General features: G+C 36.4%; 15 protein-coding genes. All 15 read left to right on the plus strand.

The genetic code is table 11. The features are described from left to right. Positions 1 to 8: 8 nt before the first annotated feature. The 15 genes from HCK02_RS06320 to HCK02_RS06390 all read left to right on the plus strand — a co-directional run bounded on the left by HCK02_RS06320 (position 9) and on the right by HCK02_RS06390 (position 21,573). Entirely contained in the window at positions 9 to 3,398 is a 3,390-nt protein-coding gene (locus HCK02_RS06320) for a SpaA isopeptide-forming pilin-related protein (protein WP_167629244.1), read from the plus strand. 386 nt (positions 3,399 to 3,784) lie between these two features. Continuing rightward, entirely contained in the window at positions 3,785 to 6,511 is a 2,727-nt protein-coding gene (locus tag HCK02_RS06325; RefSeq protein WP_167629245.1) for an immunoglobulin-like domain-containing protein, read from the plus strand. Positions 6,512 to 6,584: 73 nt separating this feature from the next. After that, positions 6,585 to 7,070, plus strand: coding sequence for a DUF4352 domain-containing protein (locus tag HCK02_RS06330; protein WP_167629246.1), 486 nt, complete (start codon positions 6,585 to 6,587; stop codon positions 7,068 to 7,070). Positions 7,071 to 7,092: 22 nt separating this feature from the next. After that, complete coding sequence (locus HCK02_RS06335) at positions 7,093 to 8,370, plus strand: nucleotide sugar dehydrogenase (RefSeq protein WP_167629247.1); 1,278 nt, start codon at positions 7,093 to 7,095, stop codon at positions 8,368 to 8,370. 24 nt (positions 8,371 to 8,394) lie between these two features. Next, complete coding sequence (locus HCK02_RS06340) at positions 8,395 to 9,657, plus strand: glycosyltransferase family 4 protein (RefSeq protein ID WP_167629248.1); 1,263 nt, start codon at positions 8,395 to 8,397, stop codon at positions 9,655 to 9,657. Further along, positions 9,611 to 10,852: a glycosyltransferase family 4 protein gene (locus HCK02_RS06345; RefSeq protein ID WP_167629249.1), complete on the plus strand. Its 1,242-nt coding sequence runs from the start codon at positions 9,611 to 9,613 to the stop codon at positions 10,850 to 10,852. Before HCK02_RS06340 ends, HCK02_RS06345 begins: the two co-directional genes overlap by 47 nt. Positions 10,853 to 10,856: 4 nt before the next feature. Continuing rightward, positions 10,857 to 11,390 carry a hypothetical protein gene (locus HCK02_RS06350; RefSeq protein ID WP_167629250.1) on the plus strand — a complete coding sequence of 178 codons (534 nt, stop codon included), beginning with the start codon at positions 10,857 to 10,859 and terminating at the stop codon, positions 11,388 to 11,390. Then, positions 11,351 to 13,540 carry a CgeB family protein gene (locus HCK02_RS06355; protein WP_167629251.1) on the plus strand — a complete coding sequence of 730 codons (2,190 nt, stop codon included), beginning with the start codon at positions 11,351 to 11,353 and terminating at the stop codon, positions 13,538 to 13,540. The genes HCK02_RS06350 and HCK02_RS06355 overlap by 40 nt, the downstream gene beginning before the upstream one ends. Positions 13,541 to 13,556: 16 nt before the next feature. After that, the gene (locus tag HCK02_RS06360; protein WP_167629252.1) at positions 13,557 to 15,707 is read left to right on the plus strand and encodes a glycosyltransferase family protein; all 2,151 of its coding nucleotides are present in this window, start codon (positions 13,557 to 13,559) and stop codon (positions 15,705 to 15,707) included. A gap of 12 nt (positions 15,708 to 15,719) precedes the next feature. Further along, positions 15,720 to 16,049: a hypothetical protein gene (locus tag HCK02_RS06365; RefSeq protein WP_167629253.1), complete on the plus strand. Its 330-nt coding sequence runs from the start codon at positions 15,720 to 15,722 to the stop codon at positions 16,047 to 16,049. Positions 16,050 to 16,061: 12 nt separating this feature from the next. After that, complete coding sequence (locus HCK02_RS06370; RefSeq protein WP_246215540.1) at positions 16,062 to 16,865, plus strand: hypothetical protein; 804 nt, start codon at positions 16,062 to 16,064, stop codon at positions 16,863 to 16,865. 16 nt (positions 16,866 to 16,881) lie between these two features. Continuing rightward, positions 16,882 to 17,946 carry an accessory Sec system protein Asp2 gene (locus HCK02_RS06375; protein ID WP_167629254.1) on the plus strand — a complete coding sequence of 355 codons (1,065 nt, stop codon included), beginning with the start codon at positions 16,882 to 16,884 and terminating at the stop codon, positions 17,944 to 17,946. After that, positions 17,943 to 18,752 (plus strand): ABC transporter permease, encoded by an 810-nt coding sequence (locus HCK02_RS06380; RefSeq protein ID WP_167629255.1) that lies wholly within the window; start codon positions 17,943 to 17,945, stop codon positions 18,750 to 18,752. The genes HCK02_RS06375 and HCK02_RS06380 overlap by 4 nt, the downstream gene beginning before the upstream one ends. A 12-nt stretch (positions 18,753 to 18,764) precedes the next feature. Then, entirely contained in the window at positions 18,765 to 19,715 is a 951-nt protein-coding gene (locus tag HCK02_RS06385; protein WP_167629256.1) for an ABC transporter ATP-binding protein, read from the plus strand. Positions 19,716 to 19,749: 34 nt separating this feature from the next. Then, positions 19,750 to 21,573 (plus strand): MucBP domain-containing protein, encoded by a 1,824-nt coding sequence (locus HCK02_RS06390; protein WP_167629257.1) that lies wholly within the window; start codon positions 19,750 to 19,752, stop codon positions 21,571 to 21,573. The last annotated feature ends 109 nt before the right edge of the window (positions 21,574 to 21,682 follow it).

Genomic DNA, 21,682 nt, shown 5'->3' on the forward strand with positions numbered 1-21,682 from the left:
GATTTAAGATGAAAGTTTTAAAAAAGGAATTGAAAAAGGGTTTAACAGGGGGGCTAGCTCTTTTAATTGTACTAGCCAGTTTGTTTTCTAACTTGGGATTGGGCTCGGAAAAGGTTAAAGCTGCGGATCCTAACGATGGGAATATCCACGTAACGCCCACTAACTTTCTGGATTATTTTGAGTTAAATGGCTCAGCAACTTACGATCAAAGTTCGGGAATTGTTACGTTAACAGAAAATGTGGTAAATCAAAGCGGGAACTTTGCTCTAAAGAAGAAGATTGATACTACAAAGGATTTTACTTTAGTTGGTAAAATTAATTTAGGAGATAAATCAAACATTCAAGGTGGGGCTGATGGTATTGGCTTTGCTTTTCATTCAGGAAACACATCAGACATTGGAACGAATGGTGGAGCACTTGGAGTTGGAGGATTAACGGGAGGATTTGGGTGGAAAGCTGATTCCCATTATAATTTTGAAGGTGGATCGAATTATGTGAAAGATCCTGACGAATTTGCAACCCCAATTTCTCCAGATACTAGTACGCCTTCTTTTGGTGGTTTTGTTTACAACGATAGTAGTAAGGTGGCACATACTTATGAAGGAGCAGATGCACCAGCTGCTGTCATTGAACAACCAACAAGTAATCAATTTAAAGATATTCAGTTTTCCTATGATGGTGACACGAAAACAATGACTGTTACTTATGAAGGAAAGACTTGGTCAAAAAATATTTCTGAATGGAATGACGAAAATTCGTTAGCCTTTATCGTCTCTGCTTCAACAGGAAATAAATATAACTTGCAACAGTTTCAAATCGTTTCGTTTGATTATGTGACAACTGGGTCAGTAGTACTTACCAAATCAGATGCAAAAGATAACGCACAAAAACTTTCGGGGGCAGAATTCAGTCTGCAAGATAATTCTGGAGCTGTTGTAAAATCAGGCCTTACAACGGATGCAAATGGACAAATTTCAGTAGATGGATTACCTTTTGGAGATTATCAATTTGTAGAAACAAAAGCGCCAACAGGCTATGTATTAGATGCAACACCAATTCCGTTTACACTTACTTCAGCTAATACGTCTGTACCGCTTGAAGTAAGTGCAATCAATACGCAGCAGCCGGGGGATGTTACTTTAACAAAGGTAGATTCTGCTGATAAAAGCAAAACGCTTGCTGGCGTAGAATTTAGTTTGCAAGATGCCACAGGTCAGGATTTACAAAAAGGTCTTATAACGGATGCAAATGGACAAATTACGGTTCAGGATTTAGAGCCAGGTGACTATCAATTTGTAGAAACGAAAACATTACCGGGCTATGTACTAGACAGTACGCCGCATAAATTTACAATCATAAACACACAGACAAGTGCAGTTCAAGTTATGGTTGAGAACACGCAGCAACCAGGGGATGTAGTCTTGACAAAGGTAGATAAGACAGATGCTTCAAAAACGTTGTCAGGTGCAGAATTTAGTTTGCAAGATAGTGCTGGAACAACCATTCAAGCTGGTCTAATGACAGATGATAGTGGTCAAATTACAGTTAAAGATTTGGCGCCAGGCGACTATCAATTTGTGGAAACGAAAGCACCGACAGGCTACCTGCTAGATACTACACCGCTTAAGTTTACGATTACAAATATGCAGACAGACGCTGTACAAGTGACAGCTGAAAATACGCAGCAACCAGGAGATGTGGTCTTAACAAAAGTTGATAAAGCGGATGCTTCAAAAACGTTATCTGGTGCAGAATTTAGCTTGCAAGATAGCAATGGAACAGTTGTTCAAACTGGTCTAACAACGGATGCAAATGGACAAATTACAGTTAAAGATTTGGCACCAGGTGACTATCAATTTGTAGAAACGAAAGCTCCAACTGGTTACGTGCTTGATGAGACGCCGCTTGCCTTTACCATTACGAATACGCAAACTAGTGCAGTTAAAGTAACGGCTGAAAATACAGAGCGCACTGGGGATGCTATCTTGAAGAAAGTGGATTCTGCTGATTCAAGTAAGACACTAGAAAATGCAGAATTTAGTTTGCAAGATGCTTCTGGAAAAGATATTAAAGCTGGGCTTACTACGGATGCAAATGGAGAAATTTCTGTAAAAGATTTAAAAGCAGGGGATTATCAATTTGTTGAAACAAAAGCACCAACGGGTTATGTATTAGATAGTACGCCACACAAATTCACCATTACAAATACACAAACAGATGCTGTTCAAGTAATAGCTGCAAACACGCAACAACCAGGCGATGTAGTGCTAACAAAAGTTGATACAAATGATATTTCAAAAGCATTAGCAGACGCGGAATTTAGTTTGCAAGATAGCTCAGGAACTACTATTCAAGCTGGCTTAACAACAAACGAGAATGGTCAAATTGTAGTAGAAGATCTAGCACCAGGAAATTATCAATTTGTGGAAACAAAAGCGCCAGTAGGTTATATACTGGATAATACACCGCATAAATTTACGATCACAAATACGCAAACTGAAGCTGTGAGTGTCATAGTTAAAAATGTGCAACAACCAGGAGATGTGGAACTTACGAAAGTTGATACTAATGATAGCAGTAAAACTTTAGCTGGTGCAGAATTTAAATTGCAAGATAGTGCTGGAAATACGATCAAAACAAAACTTCAGACAGATAAAAATGGGAAACTTCTAGTCAAAGACATGACACCGGGAAATTATCAATTTGTGGAAACAAAAGCGCCTCAAGGCTATGTATTAGATACTACACCACTGAAGTTTACCATTACGAATACACAAACTAAACCTGTCCAAGTAACAGCTAAAAATACAGTTAAGGTAGATCCAACAATTCATAAAGATGTTGAAGGCGGGCAGCAATATACTTTGAAACATAAAAATGAATCGTTCGATTGGCATATTACAACTTCGTTTGGAAATGATACAGCTAATTGGAACCGGGCTTCGATCAAAGACGACGTAAATCAAATTCTGGATATTGAATCAATTAAAGTGGTTGATGAGAACGGAAAAGATGTGACTAAAGAAGGTGTAATAACCAAAGAAGATAACCATGTAGTTTTTAAAATTGCTAAAAAAGATGGGAGCTATGCCTTTCTTGCTGGTCACACTTATACAATGACAATTACTACAAAAATCAAAGCGGATGCAACAGACGAACAAATTATTGGTTTTATTAATCAAGGAGGTATTCCTAACCGAGGTGATTTTGATTTTGGGACAGATGAGACTATACAATCAGATGAAATTCCAACTGTAATGCCGCAAGATCCTAAAAATGATGAAGGATTACTTCCACATACAGGAGATACAAACGACTCATTGTTCTTGTTTGCAGGACTTTTGTTGATTGCTGGTCTCTATGCTAGCTTTTTGAAAAGAAGAAGTTCGAACAAATAATAAACGTATTAAGAAAAAAATAGAAGATTGTTAGTAAAAGATGGCTTGATAAACCAGAGATTATTTCTGGGGAATCAAGCCATCTTTTTTGAGGTGTCAAAATTGTGTCGAATTAGCTAAAAGTATGCTATAAGCTTATATTCGAGGTACTTGTTTTTTAAAATTTTAATAAAAAAAATGAACTGCTTTTAGGCGGTTACCGACTTATAATTGGTATTACCAAATTGGTTTTTCAAAGGGGGTGATCAAACTTTAAGTGGTGAGATAAAGATGAGTGATGAAAACAAACTTGTATATTAAAGTAGAAAAAAATAGAGAATATACGGAACTATGGTGATAGACAGATGCTTTTCCAAATACAAGAATTAAAGGAGTAATGATAGGAAATGAAATTTTTGAAAAAGGGTATTATCTCTTTATTTATTGCTTTTCTGACGGTTGCGCCCGTTTTAAACGTCGCTGGGCCATGGCAACAAAAAGTAAAAGCTGCTGACACAGCAACTTCTGATGTACCTGCTCCACCAGAAGAAATTGAAGATTTAACAAAGGTTTTTGAACCGGGAAACGGAAATGCTTCAATTAGTAGCGATGGCAAGGCAGTTAGTCTCGCTACTGGTTATTATCAGGCAGGATCGATGTTTGCAAACTATAAATTGGATTTATCCAAAGACTTTACACTCGGATCATATTTGTATTTTGGTAAAATGGATCCGGACACGAAGTTCGCAGATGGAATTACATTTACAATGCACAATGACAGCAGAGGTGTAACTGCGCTTGGAAATGATGGGCAGGCACTTGGAGCTTATTCTTGGGATGGCTCTTATATCCAAAATGCTTTGTCTTTTGAGTATGATTCATTCTACAATGCTTCTAATCTCGATGCTTATGACCAGAACTTAATAGAAAACACATATGGACATACAGCTTTTGTCACACCAGAAAACTTAGGGAAACTTGAAGCTCAACCACATAATGCGGTAAGTTACATGACAGAGCAAATTGCAGATGGGTCGTGGAAAAAACTTAGTATTCATTGGGATGCGACTAACCACAAATTCACATACACATTTAATGGCGTAAGTAACTCCTATGTGATTGATCCAGTTAAGACTTTTGGATCAAATGAAGTTTATTGGGGATTCACAGGTTCAACTGGACACTATACAGGCGCACATGATTTCCTAATTGGAATTAATGAACTGCCTCAACAACATAAAGTTACCGCTCATTATGTAGATAAAAAAACAGGACAAAAAATAAAAGATGATTATTCTGTCAATGTTGTTGAAGGAAAAAGCTACTCGGTTCCGAAAGACGAAATTGCAGATTATACGTACGACTCTTCTTCAGATCCATTAACTGGAACGATGGGCAGTCAAGATCGTGAAGTTACGCTTTACTACAATAAAAAAGAAAATCATAAATTGACAGTTCACTACGTGGATAAAGATACAGGTAAAACACTTCATACGGATTATACAGCAGATGTAAAAGAAGGGGATAGTTATACGGCTCCTAAAGAAACAATTGCTGACTATACGTATGATTCTTCCTCTGCTCCGTTGACTGGAACGATGGGGAATAGCGACACAGAAATTACACTTTACTATAAAAAGAATATCGCTGAACATAAGTTAGTTGCTCACTATGTTGATAAAGAAACAGGTAAGTCAATCCATGCAGATTATACAGCAACTGTAAAAGAAGGAGATAGTTATACTGTTCCAAAAGAAACAATTACTGATTATACGTACAACTCTTCTTCAGAGAGTTTAACTGGGACAATGGGAACTGGAGATAAAGAAATTACAGTTTACTATGACCGAGTTTTAAAAGGAACAGTCACTGCTGATGATTTTATTATTGGTGAAGATTGGACTGTTACAGGTGAATACACTGGTGACGTTTATAAACTTGTCATTATGATTGACGGTAAAATGTCTGGTCAAAAGTTCCCAACTTCAAGTCCATATAGTCTTTATGTAGGATCTTCTAAGATCTTGAATACAAGTCAAAATGTGGAAGTTATTGCTTATGATATTAATGGAAAAGAATTAGATCGTGCTAAAGTTAACCTGATTAAAAGCGGTGGGGTTCTTAATCCAAATAGCTTTAAGGTAGGAACGGATTCTTATATTACAGGAACTTATACTGGTACGATTACAAAGATTCAGCTATATGTTGACGGCAAGTATACTGGCAAAACGATTCCTGTAAAAGATGGCAAAATTAATTATTATGCACGCGATGTGATCACAAGTATTGATCAAAATGTGGAATTAGTGGGACTAAGTAAAAATGGTGTTGAATTGGATCGTAAACCTGTCCAACTTGTTGCTGGTGCTGGAACCATTACTGCAGATGAATATAAAGTTGGAAGTAGCTATATAACTGGGACAAGTACAGGAGACGTTGCAAAAGTACGCATCTCGGTTGATGGTGTGGAAAAAACTTCTATCGTAACTGTTAATGCTGATGGTTCTTTTAAATACTACGTAGGTGGTTTAAATCTAACAGCAACTAGCAAAGTGGAAGTTATCGGTTATAGCGCCAATTATGAAGAATTAGATCGAGATACCGTTTCGATTACTAGTGCATCTGGTACGATCTCCGCTGATACTTATAATGTAGGAAATTACTATGTGACAGGTAAGGCAACAGGAGACGTAACCAAAGTGAAAATTGAAGTGGATGGTAAAGACTATCCAAATGCTATCACAGTTGTTAAAAGTGATGGAACATTCAGTTATTTTGTTAATGATAAAAACATTAAAGCAGATAGCAAAGTAGAAGTTATTGGTCTAAGTTCGAAGGGCGAAGAGTTAAGTCGTGCAACAGTAAAAATTGTTGACTGGACAGGAACTATTATTCCGAACAGCTATAAGATTGGAAGCAGCTATATTACAGGCAAAGTAACTGGAAACGTTAAGCGTATTGGTCTTAAAGTAGATGGAACAGCGCTTTCTGCTTTTACAGTGGTAAAAGCAGATGGTACTTTTAGTTATTATGCAAAGGATAAAGGGATTACAGCGGACAGTAAAGTAGAGTTGATTGGAATGGATGATTCAGGCACCGCGTTTACACAAGCACAAGTAACAATTACAAAATAAAAACAGATATAAAGGGCTGTAAAGTAAAGCAGTCCTTTATATTTACTATGAAGAATAAGGTGAATTTAACAAAATGAAAAAAAGAAAAATTCTAGTTAGTGCACTAGTTGCGTTTCTTGCGATGCTCATTATTTCAGGCTGCAGCTCGACGCCAAATAGTCAAACAAACGACAAAAATAAAGAAACGGATCAAACTACTGAAAAAGAAATGTATGTCACAAAAACTGTAAATAAAATAGACATGAAAATCGTCGATGTTAAAACAACCGAAAATGGAAAAGGAAATAAAAACCTTGTTACCCTAGAAATGAAGTTCACTAATCATGATGTTTCAGAAGTTGGAGTAGGAGCATATGATTTTACCATGAAAGCAAAGGACAAAACTTATAAGGTATCTGCGAATGGAAATACATTTGGGGATGCTTTTCAGCCGGAAAAAACATTAAGTGGAAAGGTTTCATTTGAAATACCTAAAGATATAAAAACAGCTAAATTATTATACATGCCAGAAAAAAAAGAGTTAGCAGAATGGAATATTGTGATTCCAACGGCTAAATAAAGATGAGAAAGAAGGATACACATTGAAAATTACAGTTGTTGGATTAGGCTATATTGGGTTACCAACTGCGCTGATGTTTGCTAATCATGGGCAAGAAGTGTGTGGAGTAGATATCAGTGAATCAGTCTTAAATAAGTTGACTAATGGACAAATTCATATTGAAGAACCAGGACTGCAAAAAGAACTAGATAAAGCGCTTATGAGTGGCCGATTTCATGCTAGAAGAGAAGTAGAGCCAGCCGACACATTTATTATTTCCGTTCCAACCCCTAATCACTCGGACACGTATAAATCTTGCAATTTAGATTATGTGGAAAGTGCCGTAAGATCTGTACTACCCGTTTTGGAAAAAGGAAACACGATCATCATTGAATCAACAATTGCTCCGCGCTCTATGGTAGATCATATCTATCCAATGGTAGAAGCAAGTGGATTTACAGTTGGAGAAAATGTTTTCTTAGTACACTGTCCAGAACGCGTTTTACCAGGACAAGTAATCCACGAATTAATTTATAACAATCGGATTATTGGCGGAATCACAGATGCTTGCACAGAGGCTGGAAAGGCAGTGTACAATACTTTTGTACAAGGAGAGCTTTTAGCGACAACAGCCTCCGCCGCTGAGATGTCTAAGTTGATGGAAAATACGTATCGAGATGTGAATATTGCACTTGCTAATGAACTTGTTAAGGTTTGTGATGAGCTGGATATTGATGCACTAGAAGTGATTGATCTAGCCAACAAACATCCACGAGTAAATCTTCATTCACCGGGACCGGGCGTTGGTGGGCATTGTTTGGCAGTGGATCCATACTTTATTATTGAAAAAGCTCCTAGGCAAACGCCGTTGATTCAAGCATCTCGAACAGTTAATTCACTAATGCCAAGCTTCATTGTCCAAAAAGTAGAAGATCTATTGCATAATATAGCCAAACCAAAAATTGCTGTTCTAGGGTTGACGTATAAAGGAAATATTGATGATATACGAGAAAGTCCAGCTATGGAAATTTTTGATCAGCTCGTTTTTCATGCAAACTATCAAGTCAGGGCTTTCGATTCTCATGTTCAAGCTGATTTCGTAAGTACTGATTTTAAGGAAACAATCGACGAGGTGGATCTAGTTTTGATTTTGACAGATCACCATGAATTTAAAAATTTAAAATTAGAGGACTTTGAGGCAGCGGCTTCCGAAGTCATTATTCTTGATACAAAAAATATTGCCACTCAACTTACAAATAGCGATAACTATTATAACTTAGGAAGTTTATCGAAAATAAATACAAAAACGACACATGTATAGTAGTTTTTTTGGGGGAGCTGAATCGTGAAGGAGCAGGAAAACAAGGTGAAAAAGAAGGTTTTGGTGATTACACAGAATTTTGCTCCAGAAATTGGAAGTGCAGCCAATCGAATGGAACGAGTTTGTGAGTTTTTAAATGAAGCAGGGGACGTGACAGTGCTTACTACAGAACCACAGTATCCGCAAAAAGAAATCTATTCAAAAAGTCTATTCGAGCAATCTCTTTCAACTGAAATTGTGGTTAAGCGAGTAAAAACGCGAAAATATGCAACTGAAAAGAATCTCTTTTCTCGTTTTTTGCTTTATTTAGAAGTATTCATCAAATTGCTATTTGCTATTCGGCAAGAAAAGCAAAACTATGATATTATTCTTGCCACGACTCCTCCGCTTTCAATTCCATTAGTTGCTCTTTTGGCTAAAAGAAAATTTAAAGCCGATTTGGTTTTGGATATTCGCGATTTGTGGCCCGAATCAATGAGCATATTCAGCCACTCTGTTGCCACCATTGCTCGATGGTCAAGTTATTGGATAGAAAGAGTTATTTATCAGAAAGCAGATCGGATTATTGTGAATAGTGAAGGTTTTATTCCCTTTATCCGAGAAAAAGTAGGTGAAAAAAAGGAGATTCTTTTTTTACCAAACGCATTGACGCTAGATGAATTTTATCCAGAGAGAAGTTTTGAGCGCAAGGAAAGCTTAAAGGTTGTTTATGCAGGAAACATGGGTGCTGCACAAGATTTGGACAGCTTTATTTTATTAGCTAAAAGTTTGCGAAGCTATCCTCATATTTGCTTTCAAATGATTGGTTATGGAGCGGACTATGCTCGTATTCAAAAACGAGTCAGCGATGAGCAGATTCAAAATATTGAAATTAGCCCCCCTGAGCCCAGAAAAAAAATCATTGAACATTTAAAAAAAGCAGATGTAGCATATGTTGGTCTGGAAAATATTCCAATTTTGCATACTGTAATTCCCGGAAAGGTGATTGACTACATGGGTGTGGCACTTCCGATCATCGGCGTTGCTTCTGGCTACTCAAAAAAAATAATTGAAGAAGCACGTGCTGGTATCATATTTGAGAAAAAGCAAATTTTGGCAATCAAAAAAGTACTACTAAATTGGGTGAATCATCCCGAAATTCGATTTTACCATGGTGAAAATGGGAGAGCGTTTGCTGAAAAGCATTTTAATTGGGAATTGAATCGGTCGCTAATGAATAAATTTGTAATGGGAGACGAAGATGAAGAAAAAAGTCACGATGTTTGTTTGGAACGAATTTACAAATGATGCGCGTGTCTTGCGGGAATGTACTGCACTTCATGAAGCTGGCTATCGAGTGTTCTTAATTGCTTTACGAGGCAATCAAGAAAAATTAGAGAAACCACTTGATCAATTTTATGTGCGTCGAGTTCGCTTCAACTGGCCCAAACCTAAACGATTTTGGAGCAAGTTTTTGATTATTATTTTGTGGGGGTTACTCACGTGGTTCTCGCCTCTTTTAGGAATGATTCTTGTAGCAATGTGGTTTCTAATCTACCAAACAAAATGTGGAAGCTTTTTAAAAAAGGTCATTCAAATTGTAGAAATGATTTATTGGGGAATTAGGACTCAAACGGATGTTTATCATGCCAACGATTTAAATACCCTTTTTCAAGCCGTTGTTTGTGCGAAGTGGTTGAAAAATAAGCCGCTCGTTTTTGATTCGCATGAAGTGAATCTCAGTAGAACTGGATATAACGCAGCTTACTATGGGATAGCTGAAAAATGGTTACTCCATTTTGTTGATCGTTGTATTCATGAAAACCATACAAGAGCTAAATTTATTCGGAGAGTGTACGGATTTTATCCAGCTGTTGTTTATAACTATCCTTTTTTTTCTGATGAAACAGAAGTTCCTTACAATCTACATGAAAAATTGAATATCGCTAATGATGAGCCGATTTTGCTTTATCAAGGAGGGTTGCAAAGTGGGAGAGGACTAGAAAAGTTGATTGATGCAACGCCGTTGATCAAACGGGGCGTTGTTGTTTTTTTAGGAGATGGCAAGCTGAGAGCCGAATTGATTAGGCAAACAGAGCGGCTGAGATTACAACACCGCATTAAATTTTTACCTAAAGTGCCCGTGGGTGAGCTGCCACTTTATACAAGAAATGCATATCTTGGTATTCAGCTATTGAATGATACATGCTTTAATCATTATTCAGCTGCATCAAACAAATTATTTGAATACATGATGGCAGGGGTACCCGTAGTAGCTTGCTCTTTTCCAGAAATCAGAAAAGTTGTAACAAAGGAAAAAATTGGTGTCATTGTTCAATCGAATGATGTGAATTCGATCGCAAGAGGAATCAATGAAATGTTGGATCACCCTGAAATGCGTGATGAAATGAGCCAAAATGCACGAAAAGCTCGACTTCGCTACTCGTGGGAAAGAGAGCAGGAAGGCTTTTTGCGAATTTATCAGGAATTAGTAAAGGAGTGAAGAAATGAAATTAGAAACGGTTCCTACAGGTAAGCAATTTTTTGAGATAAAGCTACATGAAAAAGAACTTCAACTGGAAAAATCGATTCATGAAGAAATTACATTAAAGGCTGAAAATCAAAAGTTAAAACGACAGATGGAAGAGCTACAACTTCAGCTGAAAAGTAGTGAACTAGAAACGCAAAATCTCACTCAACAAACAAAAGAATTAGGTGCCATCCAGAAAGAAACAAAAGAAGCATTAAGGACAGAAGGAAAACTAGTGGAAGAGTTGAAGAACTCTAAAGCTGAATTAAGTGTATATAAACAAAAAACATTCAATTTGCTAGAAGATTTGCGTCCAGTGTTACAGGAATTAACTCAAACAATTGAAAAGCTGGAAAGTAGTCATTTTAAATTAGAGAAACAGTTAGAAAAGAAAGAACATGAATTTGAAGTTTTAAACGAGCGCTATCAAAAAGTGTTAAATACAAAAACAATGAAATGGACTGGAAAGTATTGGAAACTAAGAAAGAAAATTCTCTTAAAGAGAAAGTAAATCAAATCTATAAATCCATAAATCACTTTCAAACAAACATTATTGCTGAAATTCGACCAAAACTAGTTTCGGAAGAAGTTCTTTTGAACAGCGCAAATTGGTGGCACATCGAAGAAGAAGGATTGCATATTTATTCTGTCGAAGGAGACCTTTTCTTTGCAAACAGCAAGAATCGGTCCAACTATGCATCTTTCATGGAAAAAAATGTTGCTTTTACAAGACTTCCTGAGTATCTAATCCGTGTTTTACCAGAAGAAGAACTACGCGTTCATTTCTCTATTGAACAGTCAGAGGGGATTCAAGCAAAACTAGCTATTGCAGAATATGACGGAAAAGAAAAGGGACAAACAACATTAATTTCTTTAGAAGAGGAGCAATTTGTTACGTTGGGTAAAAATACGAAATCTCTCCGACTCGCTTTAAAGGTATCAGGAAAAGGCATAGTGCGGATTAAAAATATCATTTTAGAGCGAGTTTTTAAGCCAAGCCCTAAAAAACTAATAAACCATCAGACGTTTCGAAATCCAATTGACGCAGTTAAAGAATTTCGAGACTTAAAAGTAGCGTGTATTTTCGATGAGTTTACTATGACTAATTATTCATCAGAAGTGGAATTGATCACATTTACGCCAGAAAATTGGGAAACCGTTTTGAGTGAAAATAAGCCACACATCTTGTTTATCGAATCTGCTTGGCATGGAAATTTTGACACTTGGCAATATAAAATTGGGAAATACAATAACGTTCACCGAGAAGAGCTATTTGCTTTGCTGGAATGGTGCAAAAAGCAAGAGATTCCGACACTTTTTTGGAATAAAGAAGACCCGATTCATTTTGAGAAATTTATTGATACCGCCAAACGATTTGATTATATTTTCACATCAGATGCTAATAAAATAAATGATTATAAAAAACAAGCCAAACATGAGCGTGTCTATGCACTACCATTTGCGGCTAATCCAACTTTCCATAATCCTATTCAATTGCCGGAACCTAGAAAAAATGCGATTTGTTTTGCTGGTTCTTACTATGCAAATCGCCATCCGGAAAGACGGCGAATTATGGATGAAATGCTAGAAATCAGTAAAGCGTTTGGACTTGTAATTTATGATCGCAACTTTGAACGACCTGAACCAGAATTTCGTTTTCCTAATCAATTTTTAGAGAATGTTGTCGGTAGCCTTTCATATAGTGAAATTGATAAAGCTTATAAAGGTTATCGTTTTATGCTAAATGTGAATAGTGTTATTCATTCTCCAACTATGTTTTCCCGGCGAGTTTTTGAAGGAATGGCCTGTGGGACGCCAGTGCTTAGTAGCTATTCAGAAGGAATTGATCATTTGTTTGGAAATCTAGTCATGATTTCGCGAAAACCTGAAGAATTAAGTAAACAAATGATGAAAATGATGAAAGATGAGACTTTGTATCGACGGAAGTCATTAGAGGGGATCCGCGAAATTTATGAAAAACATACGTATAAGCACCGTTTGCAATTTATTTTAGGGAAATTGGAAGTGCAAAGTGCGATAAAAGTAAAATCTCCTTCTGTAACTGTTATTTATTTCGCCTCATCGGAAAAAGAAATACAGCAAGTTAGGGATAAATTTGAAAAGCAAAGTTATTCAGCAAAACAACTGGCTATTTTTATTCAAGACGTCGAAAATTTTTCGGATATTAATCATATTTTTAATGATTATCAAAGTGAAAAGGTATCGATTTATTTATTTGAATACCTTGACCATTATACGGATTTTTCTTCATTATTCTCCACAGATTTTATAACAATGTGGAACGATATGCACTTTTATGGAAGACATTATTTGAAAGATTTGATGCTTGCATCCATTTATACAGATGCAGACTTTATTGGAAAGGCTAGTTATTTTTTGCTCGAACAGGATCAACTGGCTTCTGTTAATCAGCTTAGTGAGTATATTTATACAAATGAGTTATTGCCTTCAAGATCTATCGTTCGCACTGACTTTGTTTTCAAGAAAAGTTTAAAAACTGTGCTTAAAGATTTGTTCAAGGATGTAAATTTGTCTTCTTACATGAGTCAAGGAGCTAAATTCTTTAGTAGCGATAAATTTAACTTTATCGAAAATGGAGCACAAGTTGAAAAGCGTTTAAGAGAACAAGTTGAGATTTAGGAGGAACGTATACGAAATGAGTCAATTACGAATCTTACTTTATGGAGATATCGATTTGAATTTTATGGACGGATCAGCAGTCTGGCTTACTTCGATTGCACCAGTACTGAGTTCAAATCCACGGATTCAAGTAGATTTATTATTAAAAGCAAAAGAGCAAAACAGCCGTTTAACGAGTGCATTAGAAGGCTATGACAATTTGAAAATCATTCAACCTTTTGAGTCGTTTGCTAAGCTAGTTGAAACTCGAAACACACGTTTAACAGTTGCAGAAGCCGTTCAAATTATGGCTAGTCTTCATCAAGAGAATCCTTATGATCTTGTTATAGTTCGCGGATTTAATCTAGTACGAGAGATCATGCATTATGAGGTGTTTCAACCTATCACAGTTCCTTACTTGACCGATTTTAAGCACGATCACCGGTCAACAAAAGAAGAGCGCGTTGATTTAAAACGGGTATACGACCATTTTGATCATCTTTTTTTACAGACAAAAGAAACGAAGGAAGCCTTTAAAAAATTAGTGCAAGTGGATGGCAAAAAAATTCAATTGCTTTATCCAATGATTCCAGACTTGGAGAAGGAATTACCACGATTTCAAAATCGGCATTCGCGATTGATTTATAGCGGAAAATTCCATGAGGACTGGTATACAGAAGAAATTATTGAAGCTACAAAAAAATTAGTAAAAGAAAACCCTCAAATACACACGCAAATTGTGGGGGATAAATTTCAAGAACGATTGCGTGAACCGGAAAATCAGTTACGTATAAAAAATGACTTTCAAAAGACGTCTGCGATTGATTGGATAGGGGCAGTATCGAGAGACAGCTGTCAGGCTTTGATCGCAGAAGCTGATGTTGGGATTAGTTGGAGAAGTGAAAGTCTTGATAACGATGATAGTGTTGAACTTTCAAGTAAACTACTTGAATATGGTAGATTGGGCAAACCAGCACTTGTAAGACGGACAAAAATGCACGAAGACTTATTAGGAAAAGAATATCCTCTTTTTGTGGATAGTGAGGCTGATTTTGTGAGTAAAACGCTAGCAGTTCTATCAGATGATAGGCTTTATTTTGAAGCAGCTCAAATGATTTATCAGGCGAGTAAAGCTTTTACCTTTTCAGCTGCTTATGAACGTTTAAAAGACTTTATTTGGTCCTTTAAAAAAACAAAAACCCATTTATTGTTTGCAGGGCATGATTTGAAATTTGCGGTGATGCTAATGGAATACTTTGAGCAACACCCAGATTTTGAAGTAAAAAAAGACCAGTTCACATCGCATGAAAAGCATGATGAAAAATATAGCCAAGAATGCTTGAAGTGGGCGGATGTTATTTTTTGTGAATGGGGATTAGGAAATGCAGTATGGTATTCAAAACATAAAAGGGAAGATCAAGTTTTAATAACGAGGATGCATTTTCAAGAAAAAGATTTGAATTATCCAAGACAGATGGTACAAGAAAAAATCGATGAATTTATTGTGATTACTCCTTATATGTTAGAAGAATTTCACCGGATTTTTAAAATACCTCGACATAAAATGAGGTACTTGGATAATTTGATTGATAGCGAAAAATTGGATTTACCGAAAACAGAGGATTATCAGTTTCATTTGGGAATTTGCGGGATTTTACCAGCACGAAAGCGACTTGACCTTGCAGTGGATTTACTTGAAAAACTTTGGAAAAAAGATTCGCGATATAAACTGTTCGTGAAAAGTAAACTTCCTGAAGAGCTTCCCTGGTTAATGGCAAGAGAAAAAGAACGGAGCTATTATACAGATCTATTTGAGCGAATTAACCAAGCGCCGTGGAAAGACAATATCGTGTTTGACCCACATGGGAACGATGTAGATAGATGGTTACAAAAAATTGGCTATTTACTCTCCCCAAGTGATTTTGAAGGGTCACATGTATCTGTTTCGGAAGCGATGGCAAGTGGAGCAGTTCCTATCATTCGCGATTGGAAAGGGGCAGATACTGTCTATCCGAAACGTTATATTGTATCGAATTTAGACGGTGCAGCAGCGCTTGTTTCTGACTCGCAGTGGAATGAACAAGCCATTTTAAGTCGCAAGAAATACGCATGTGAAAAATTTTCCCGTGATAAAATCGTGATCCAAGTAGAACAACTCATAAAAGAAATGCTTACAAAAGCACGATGAGGAGTAATTAAAATGAAGAAAAGATTGAGGAAAAAGATGAAGAAACAAGAAGAACTAATTCAAGATGTAGCCGTATTTATTTCAGGAGACTATTTACAAGTAAAGTGTCATACAGCTCGAAAAATAAATCCTGAGGACTATGAGTTTGCTTTTTACACCTATCAAACAGGTGTCGCAGAAGCTATTAATAAATCGAAATATACTTCGTTTGATACCCACCAAGTTTTACTGAAAAGTGGTGGTGAATATCGTGTGAAGGTTTTTGTGCGTCATAGGGGAGACAGCGAAGTTACAACTAAAATAAGCCAGCCGATTCGAAAAACTCGAATTGTTGATTTATGAAGGTGAAATGTGATGGCGATGCTACATGGCAAACATCTTCAAAACGGCAGTGATGTCCTTGTCTTAGTTTTTCAAAACGCTGCCAAGCCACTTAATGATGCAATTCCTGGAGTCTTTTTAAATGAAATCGGCCAAAAACAAATAGCTGAGATGCACGAGCGATATACTTGGATGAAATTTTCTGAACGAGTTCGAGTAGCAGACTACCTTTTCATCAAAGACCACTTTTCAAGCGTTTATGGTTGGTATTTCATTGACCATGGCAAAATGATCCATACAAAATTAAATCAAGAATTAACAAATTTTATTCAACAACATGGTTATAAAAAAGTGATTGCTTTTGGTTCTAGTAAAGGGGGGACTGGGGCATTACTTTATGGGCTATTAAATCCACATATTACAGATGTCTTTTCACTTGTCCCGCAGATTCACGTGGCAGACTTTATCAATACCCTTTGTCAGGCAGAGAAAAGCTTGTTTTTTGCAGAAGATGAACGATTTGAAAATCAAGTAAACCAGTTTTTTTATTCCCCGTCTCTTTATCAAATAAAGCCGGATTGCAACTTAAACTTTTACACTGGGCTAAATGATATCCAATTCAATGCTTTAGTGCAGTACCGTTATTTTTTGCAAGAACAAGGAGTTAAGAGTCAACTGTTCATAAATCGAGGTGAAGAAAAACATACGCGACTTGTCAATCAGTACACCTCTTTTATTTTTGCAGTTTTAGAAGACTTAATACGAGGAGAAAAAAAGCGTACAGAAAAAACAAGTGTTCAAGTAGAATCAGGTGTTCATTTGTTAAAACAGATCTAAAGAAAGAGGCTAGATTATGAAAGTAAATATGAAAGAGTTAAAGTTCCAAAATGGTAAGTTAACCTTTACGTTTGATTTATATAATTCATTTCGTCAAAGTTACGAATTTGCTTATTATCTTTATCAAAATGGTCACATCATTCAACGAGTTTGGTACGAGACTTGTCAAAAGTATAATGAACTTGCGATTGTACCAACGTATAGTGGAAGCTATCAAATTCGTCTTTTCATTCGAAATGAAAAAAAAGTGATGCAGTGGAATGAACTTTCAAATCTTGTGCATTTAAATTTGTCCGATGGGCAATTGCTTGATACAACTTTGGAACAGGAAAAAATATTTTATAGTGATGTGCCAGTAAAATACATTTTTCAAAAAGCGCAAACGCCATCAGACCAGCTAGTTATTTCTTTTTCAGGACTTTACTCCACTGAGTTTAAAGGGGGCGCACCAGTCTACAATCATATACGCACACTTGGACCAGTGAATGCCAATAAGTTATTTATCTTAGATTCATATAAAAATCAGTTTTGCTATTATGTAGGATTTGCTGGCTCACATGACTATGAAAGAAGCGTGATTGCTCTGATCACAACAATTGCCAATAAAGAAGGGATTGCTTCAGAAAATATTATTGCAACGGGGTCAAGTAAAGGCGGAACAGCAGCTCTTTATTATAGCTTAAAATATTATTTTGGAAAGGCCATTGTTGGAGCCCCGCAAATTTATATTGCAGATTATTTGAACCGAAGAGCGACTTCTCCTTCTATGCGGGAACGTTTTGACCAATTAATGGGCCCTGATTCAAACTATGGTTTTTCTTTTTGGAATCAGTTGATTTTTAACCAAGTAGAGCTCACAGAGAAATTTCCAGAGTTTTATTTTCATGTTGGAAAAGGAGATTTTCATTATCCAGATCATCTTCAGCCGCTTTTAACGCGATTTTCTGAAAAAGGCATAGCTTATCAGCTAGATTTAGGAGATTACGAGGAACACAGCGAGACGGGGCTTTATTTTACTCCATTTTTGCTCAAACAAACTGAACAACTCATTACAAAAAATCAGAGTGGAGGGGTAGAGTGAACACTTTGATCACGTGGGGAAAAGTGCACTTGCTCAATTGGAGTAAAATTTTTCGTTTAGCAAAATTTGATAAAAAAGCTATGCATCAAAATCATTTTTTTGGACTGCTCTGGGAATTTCTAAGTCCGGCTCTTCAAATTATCATTTATTATGTAGTTTTTGGCTTACGGCTTGGAGGGCATGCAGCACTCCCTTCAGGTGTTCCCTATTTATACTGGATGCTTATCGGTATCATTCCATGGTTTTACATGAGTTCTAGTATTGTTTCAGGAGCTGCTTCGATTTATTCAAACTTAGGCTTACTTTCTAAAACAGCTTTTCCAGTTGAAATTTTGCCCACCATTTCTGTTATTAAAGGGCTAAATAGTTTTTTTACGATGTTTGGCTTATTTCTCATTTTGTATGTTGGATCAGGCTTTTATCCAACACTAGAATGGCTGCAGCTCATTTATTACTTTTTGTTAACCGTTTTATTTTTGATGACGATTTCATTATTTACATCCGTTATCACAGTTGTTTTTCGTGATTTTCAACTTATTATTAATTCAGCCATGAGGTTACTATTTTTCATTTCAGGTGCGGTCATTGATGTAACAGCGAATGAAAATTCCATTTTGACGAAGTTGTTTAAACTAAATCCATTTGTCTACTTAGTTGAAGGCTTTCGAGATGCGTTGCTTTCTAGAGAATGGTTCTTCGAAAAAACATGGTGGACGATTTACTTTTTTAGTATCATGTTTCTCATTTTGCTAATGGGTATTTATTTGATGAATCGCTATAAATCCAAATTTACGGAATATATGTAAGAAGGGATAAAAATGAGTTTGAAAACAAATAAAAGGATAAAAAAAACTACTTTTTCAACTATGGAAGAAGCTGTTTCACTAAAAAATATTGCTAAAACTTTCCAATTAAAGCGGAAAAAATTCAGCGACTTTTTTCGCTTCCATCAAGAACCAACAGCTTACTTTGAAGCACTGGAAGATATTTCTTTCCAAGTGAAACAGGGTAGTTGTGTGGGTTTTATTGGATTAAATGGTTCAGGAAAGTCAACACTTTCTAATTTAATCGCTGACCATCTTAGCCCAAGCTCAGGCGAAATTAAGCGAAATGGAAAAGTTTCACTTCTTGCGATTAGCTCTGGTCTTAAGCCGAATTTAACAGGAATAGAAAATATTGAACTGAAGCTTTTGCTCATGGGTTTTACCTCTTCAGAAATTAAAGCAAGAATAGAAAAAATTGTTCGTTTTACGGAGTTGCACGATTTTATCCATCAGCCAATAAAACAGTATTCAAGTGGGATGAAAGCAAAACTAGGCTTTGGAATAGCGATCCAAACAGATCCAGATATTCTTATTATTGATGAAGCTCTTTCCGTCGGGGACCTTACATTTTATCAGAAATGTTTAAATGAAATTGAACGTTTCAAGCAAGCTGGAAAAACGATTTTTTTTGTGAGTCATGCAATCAGTCAAATAAGAGAAACCTGTGATCAAGTTGTTTGGCTACATTATGGTCAGCTAAAGCTTTTTGGTGAAAGTAAAGAAGTTTGTCTGGAATACAGTAAATTTATTCATCATTTTAACAAGAAAACGAAAGAAGAACGAACAGCTTATCAAAGCGAGATGATGAAAAATCAATATGTTTTAAAAAAGGTGAAAGAAAAAAAGACCACTTTAAGCCTTTCTGAGGTTGTTTTTCCAATTTTACTGGCGGCATTATTAATTCTAACCATTGGATTAAGCGTGTTTAAAATGTTTTCAAGCTAGCCTCGAAACTATGAGATAGGGAGCGTTGTAAATAATGAAAAAAAGAGCATGGTTTCAAATGGTGCTTGCAATTTTGCTAATAACTTCTGTATTTCTTCAATTTGATAAGGTGGCTGCCGAAGATCAACTGACTAGCGAGGTAGATCCTTTTTTCACGTTAACTGTAGAATACCTGGATAAAGAAACAGGAGAAGTGCTTCAAGAAGAAACACAGCTAAATTTAAAAGCAGGGGAACCTTATCAAATTACTGCACCTAAATTCGAACATTACGTCTTTCTTGATTCAACACAAAGTTTAACGGGTAACATGGCTCAAGCCGATCAAAAAATTGTCCTCTACTATCAAAAGAGTCAACATACACTGACTGTTCAATACTTGGACAAGGATACCATGACTAAAATCCATCCTAACTATTCAGCTTCACTAGATTACGGTGAAAAATATAGCATTCCTGAATATGCAATCGATAATTATGTATTTCAATCAGCGACAGCAGCGCCAAATGGAACAATGCCGGATGCAGATTTAAATGTTACTTTCTACTATATAAAAAATGGAGTGGGAACACTTGAGCCTAATTTGTTTACAATTAATAAAGATAAGTTTGTAACAGGAACTTACAGTGGTGATGTGAGTCAAATCAGTTTAGTTGTGAACAATAAATTTTATCCCTTTTTGAAAGTTTCTGATTCGGATTACAATTTTCAATATGAGGCAAGCAAACTAATCACCGATCTTTCACAAAACGTTTGGGTATATGCCTATGACAAACATGGTAAAGAATTAGACCGACAAAAAGTCATGCTAGACAGGCTACCGGTCGGAACGATTACGACAAATCAATTTGTTTTAGGGCAATCAAGTTATGTAACGGGAAACTATACAGGCGATACAGCAAAGATTGCACTGGAAGTTGATGGAGAAAAAAAACAAACCATTGCCATTCCAGAAGGAGGGAGTTATCAGTATTACGCAAGTAATTTCATTCATGCAGACACAGAAGCAGTCTATATGATTGCGTATGATGAAACAGGTATTGAACTTGATCGAAAAAAAGTAAACATTTATCAAACTACTGGTAGCGTCATAGCTAAGCCATTTACAGTGGAAAAAGATCATTATATTACTGGGAATTATACAGGTGATGTTAAAAAAATCGCTATCTTGCTAGACGATAAGCGAGGGCAGACTATTACTGTCCCAGAAGATGGGACATACAGTTATTACGTCGGTAACAAGCTACAAAGTGGACACCATTCTGCTTGGATGATTGCGTATGATGCAGCTGGAAAAGAACTGAGCCGAACACAAATAGAATTTATTCATTATGTGACAGCTGGCAGTATAAGTACAGATCCGTTTATCTTAGAAAAAGATAGTTATATTACAGGAACTTACGATGGGGATGTTACAAAAATTGCACTGGAAATTGATGGTGAACTGAGACAAGCTATTTCGGTTTCAGCAGATAGTCAGAGCTATCGCTATTATGTTGAGAAACGAAAGGAACTTCAAATCGGGGAGCATCAAGTAAATGTGATCGCTTATGATGCAGCTGGAAAAGAACTTGACCGAAAACCAGTCGAGCTAACCCACTATGTAACAAGTGGTAGCATTACTACAAATCCTTTTATACTAGGGAAAGATAGCTATGTGACAGGGAACTATACTGGGGATGTTCAAAAGATCGCAATCGAAACTGACGGTGAGCGCAGGCAAGTGATTTCCGTTCCAATAGACGGAAGTTATAAGTATTATGTTGGAAGATTTCAAGTAGCGGAAGCAGAAATTTATATGGTTGCTTATGATGCTTTCGGAAAAGAATTAGATCGATCGGAAGTCATTCTTACGAATTAAGGGACTAAAAAGGAGAGGCGCCAAGCGCCTCTCCTCAGACTGTCGAAAAACGCCCATCCCTCCATGAGAAAGAAGAGGGATGGGCGTTTTTTTCTATAAAAATGGAAAA

The sequence above is a fragment of the Listeria valentina genome (assembly GCF_011800755.1).
GTDB lineage: Bacteria > Bacillota > Bacilli > Lactobacillales > Listeriaceae > Listeria > Listeria valentina.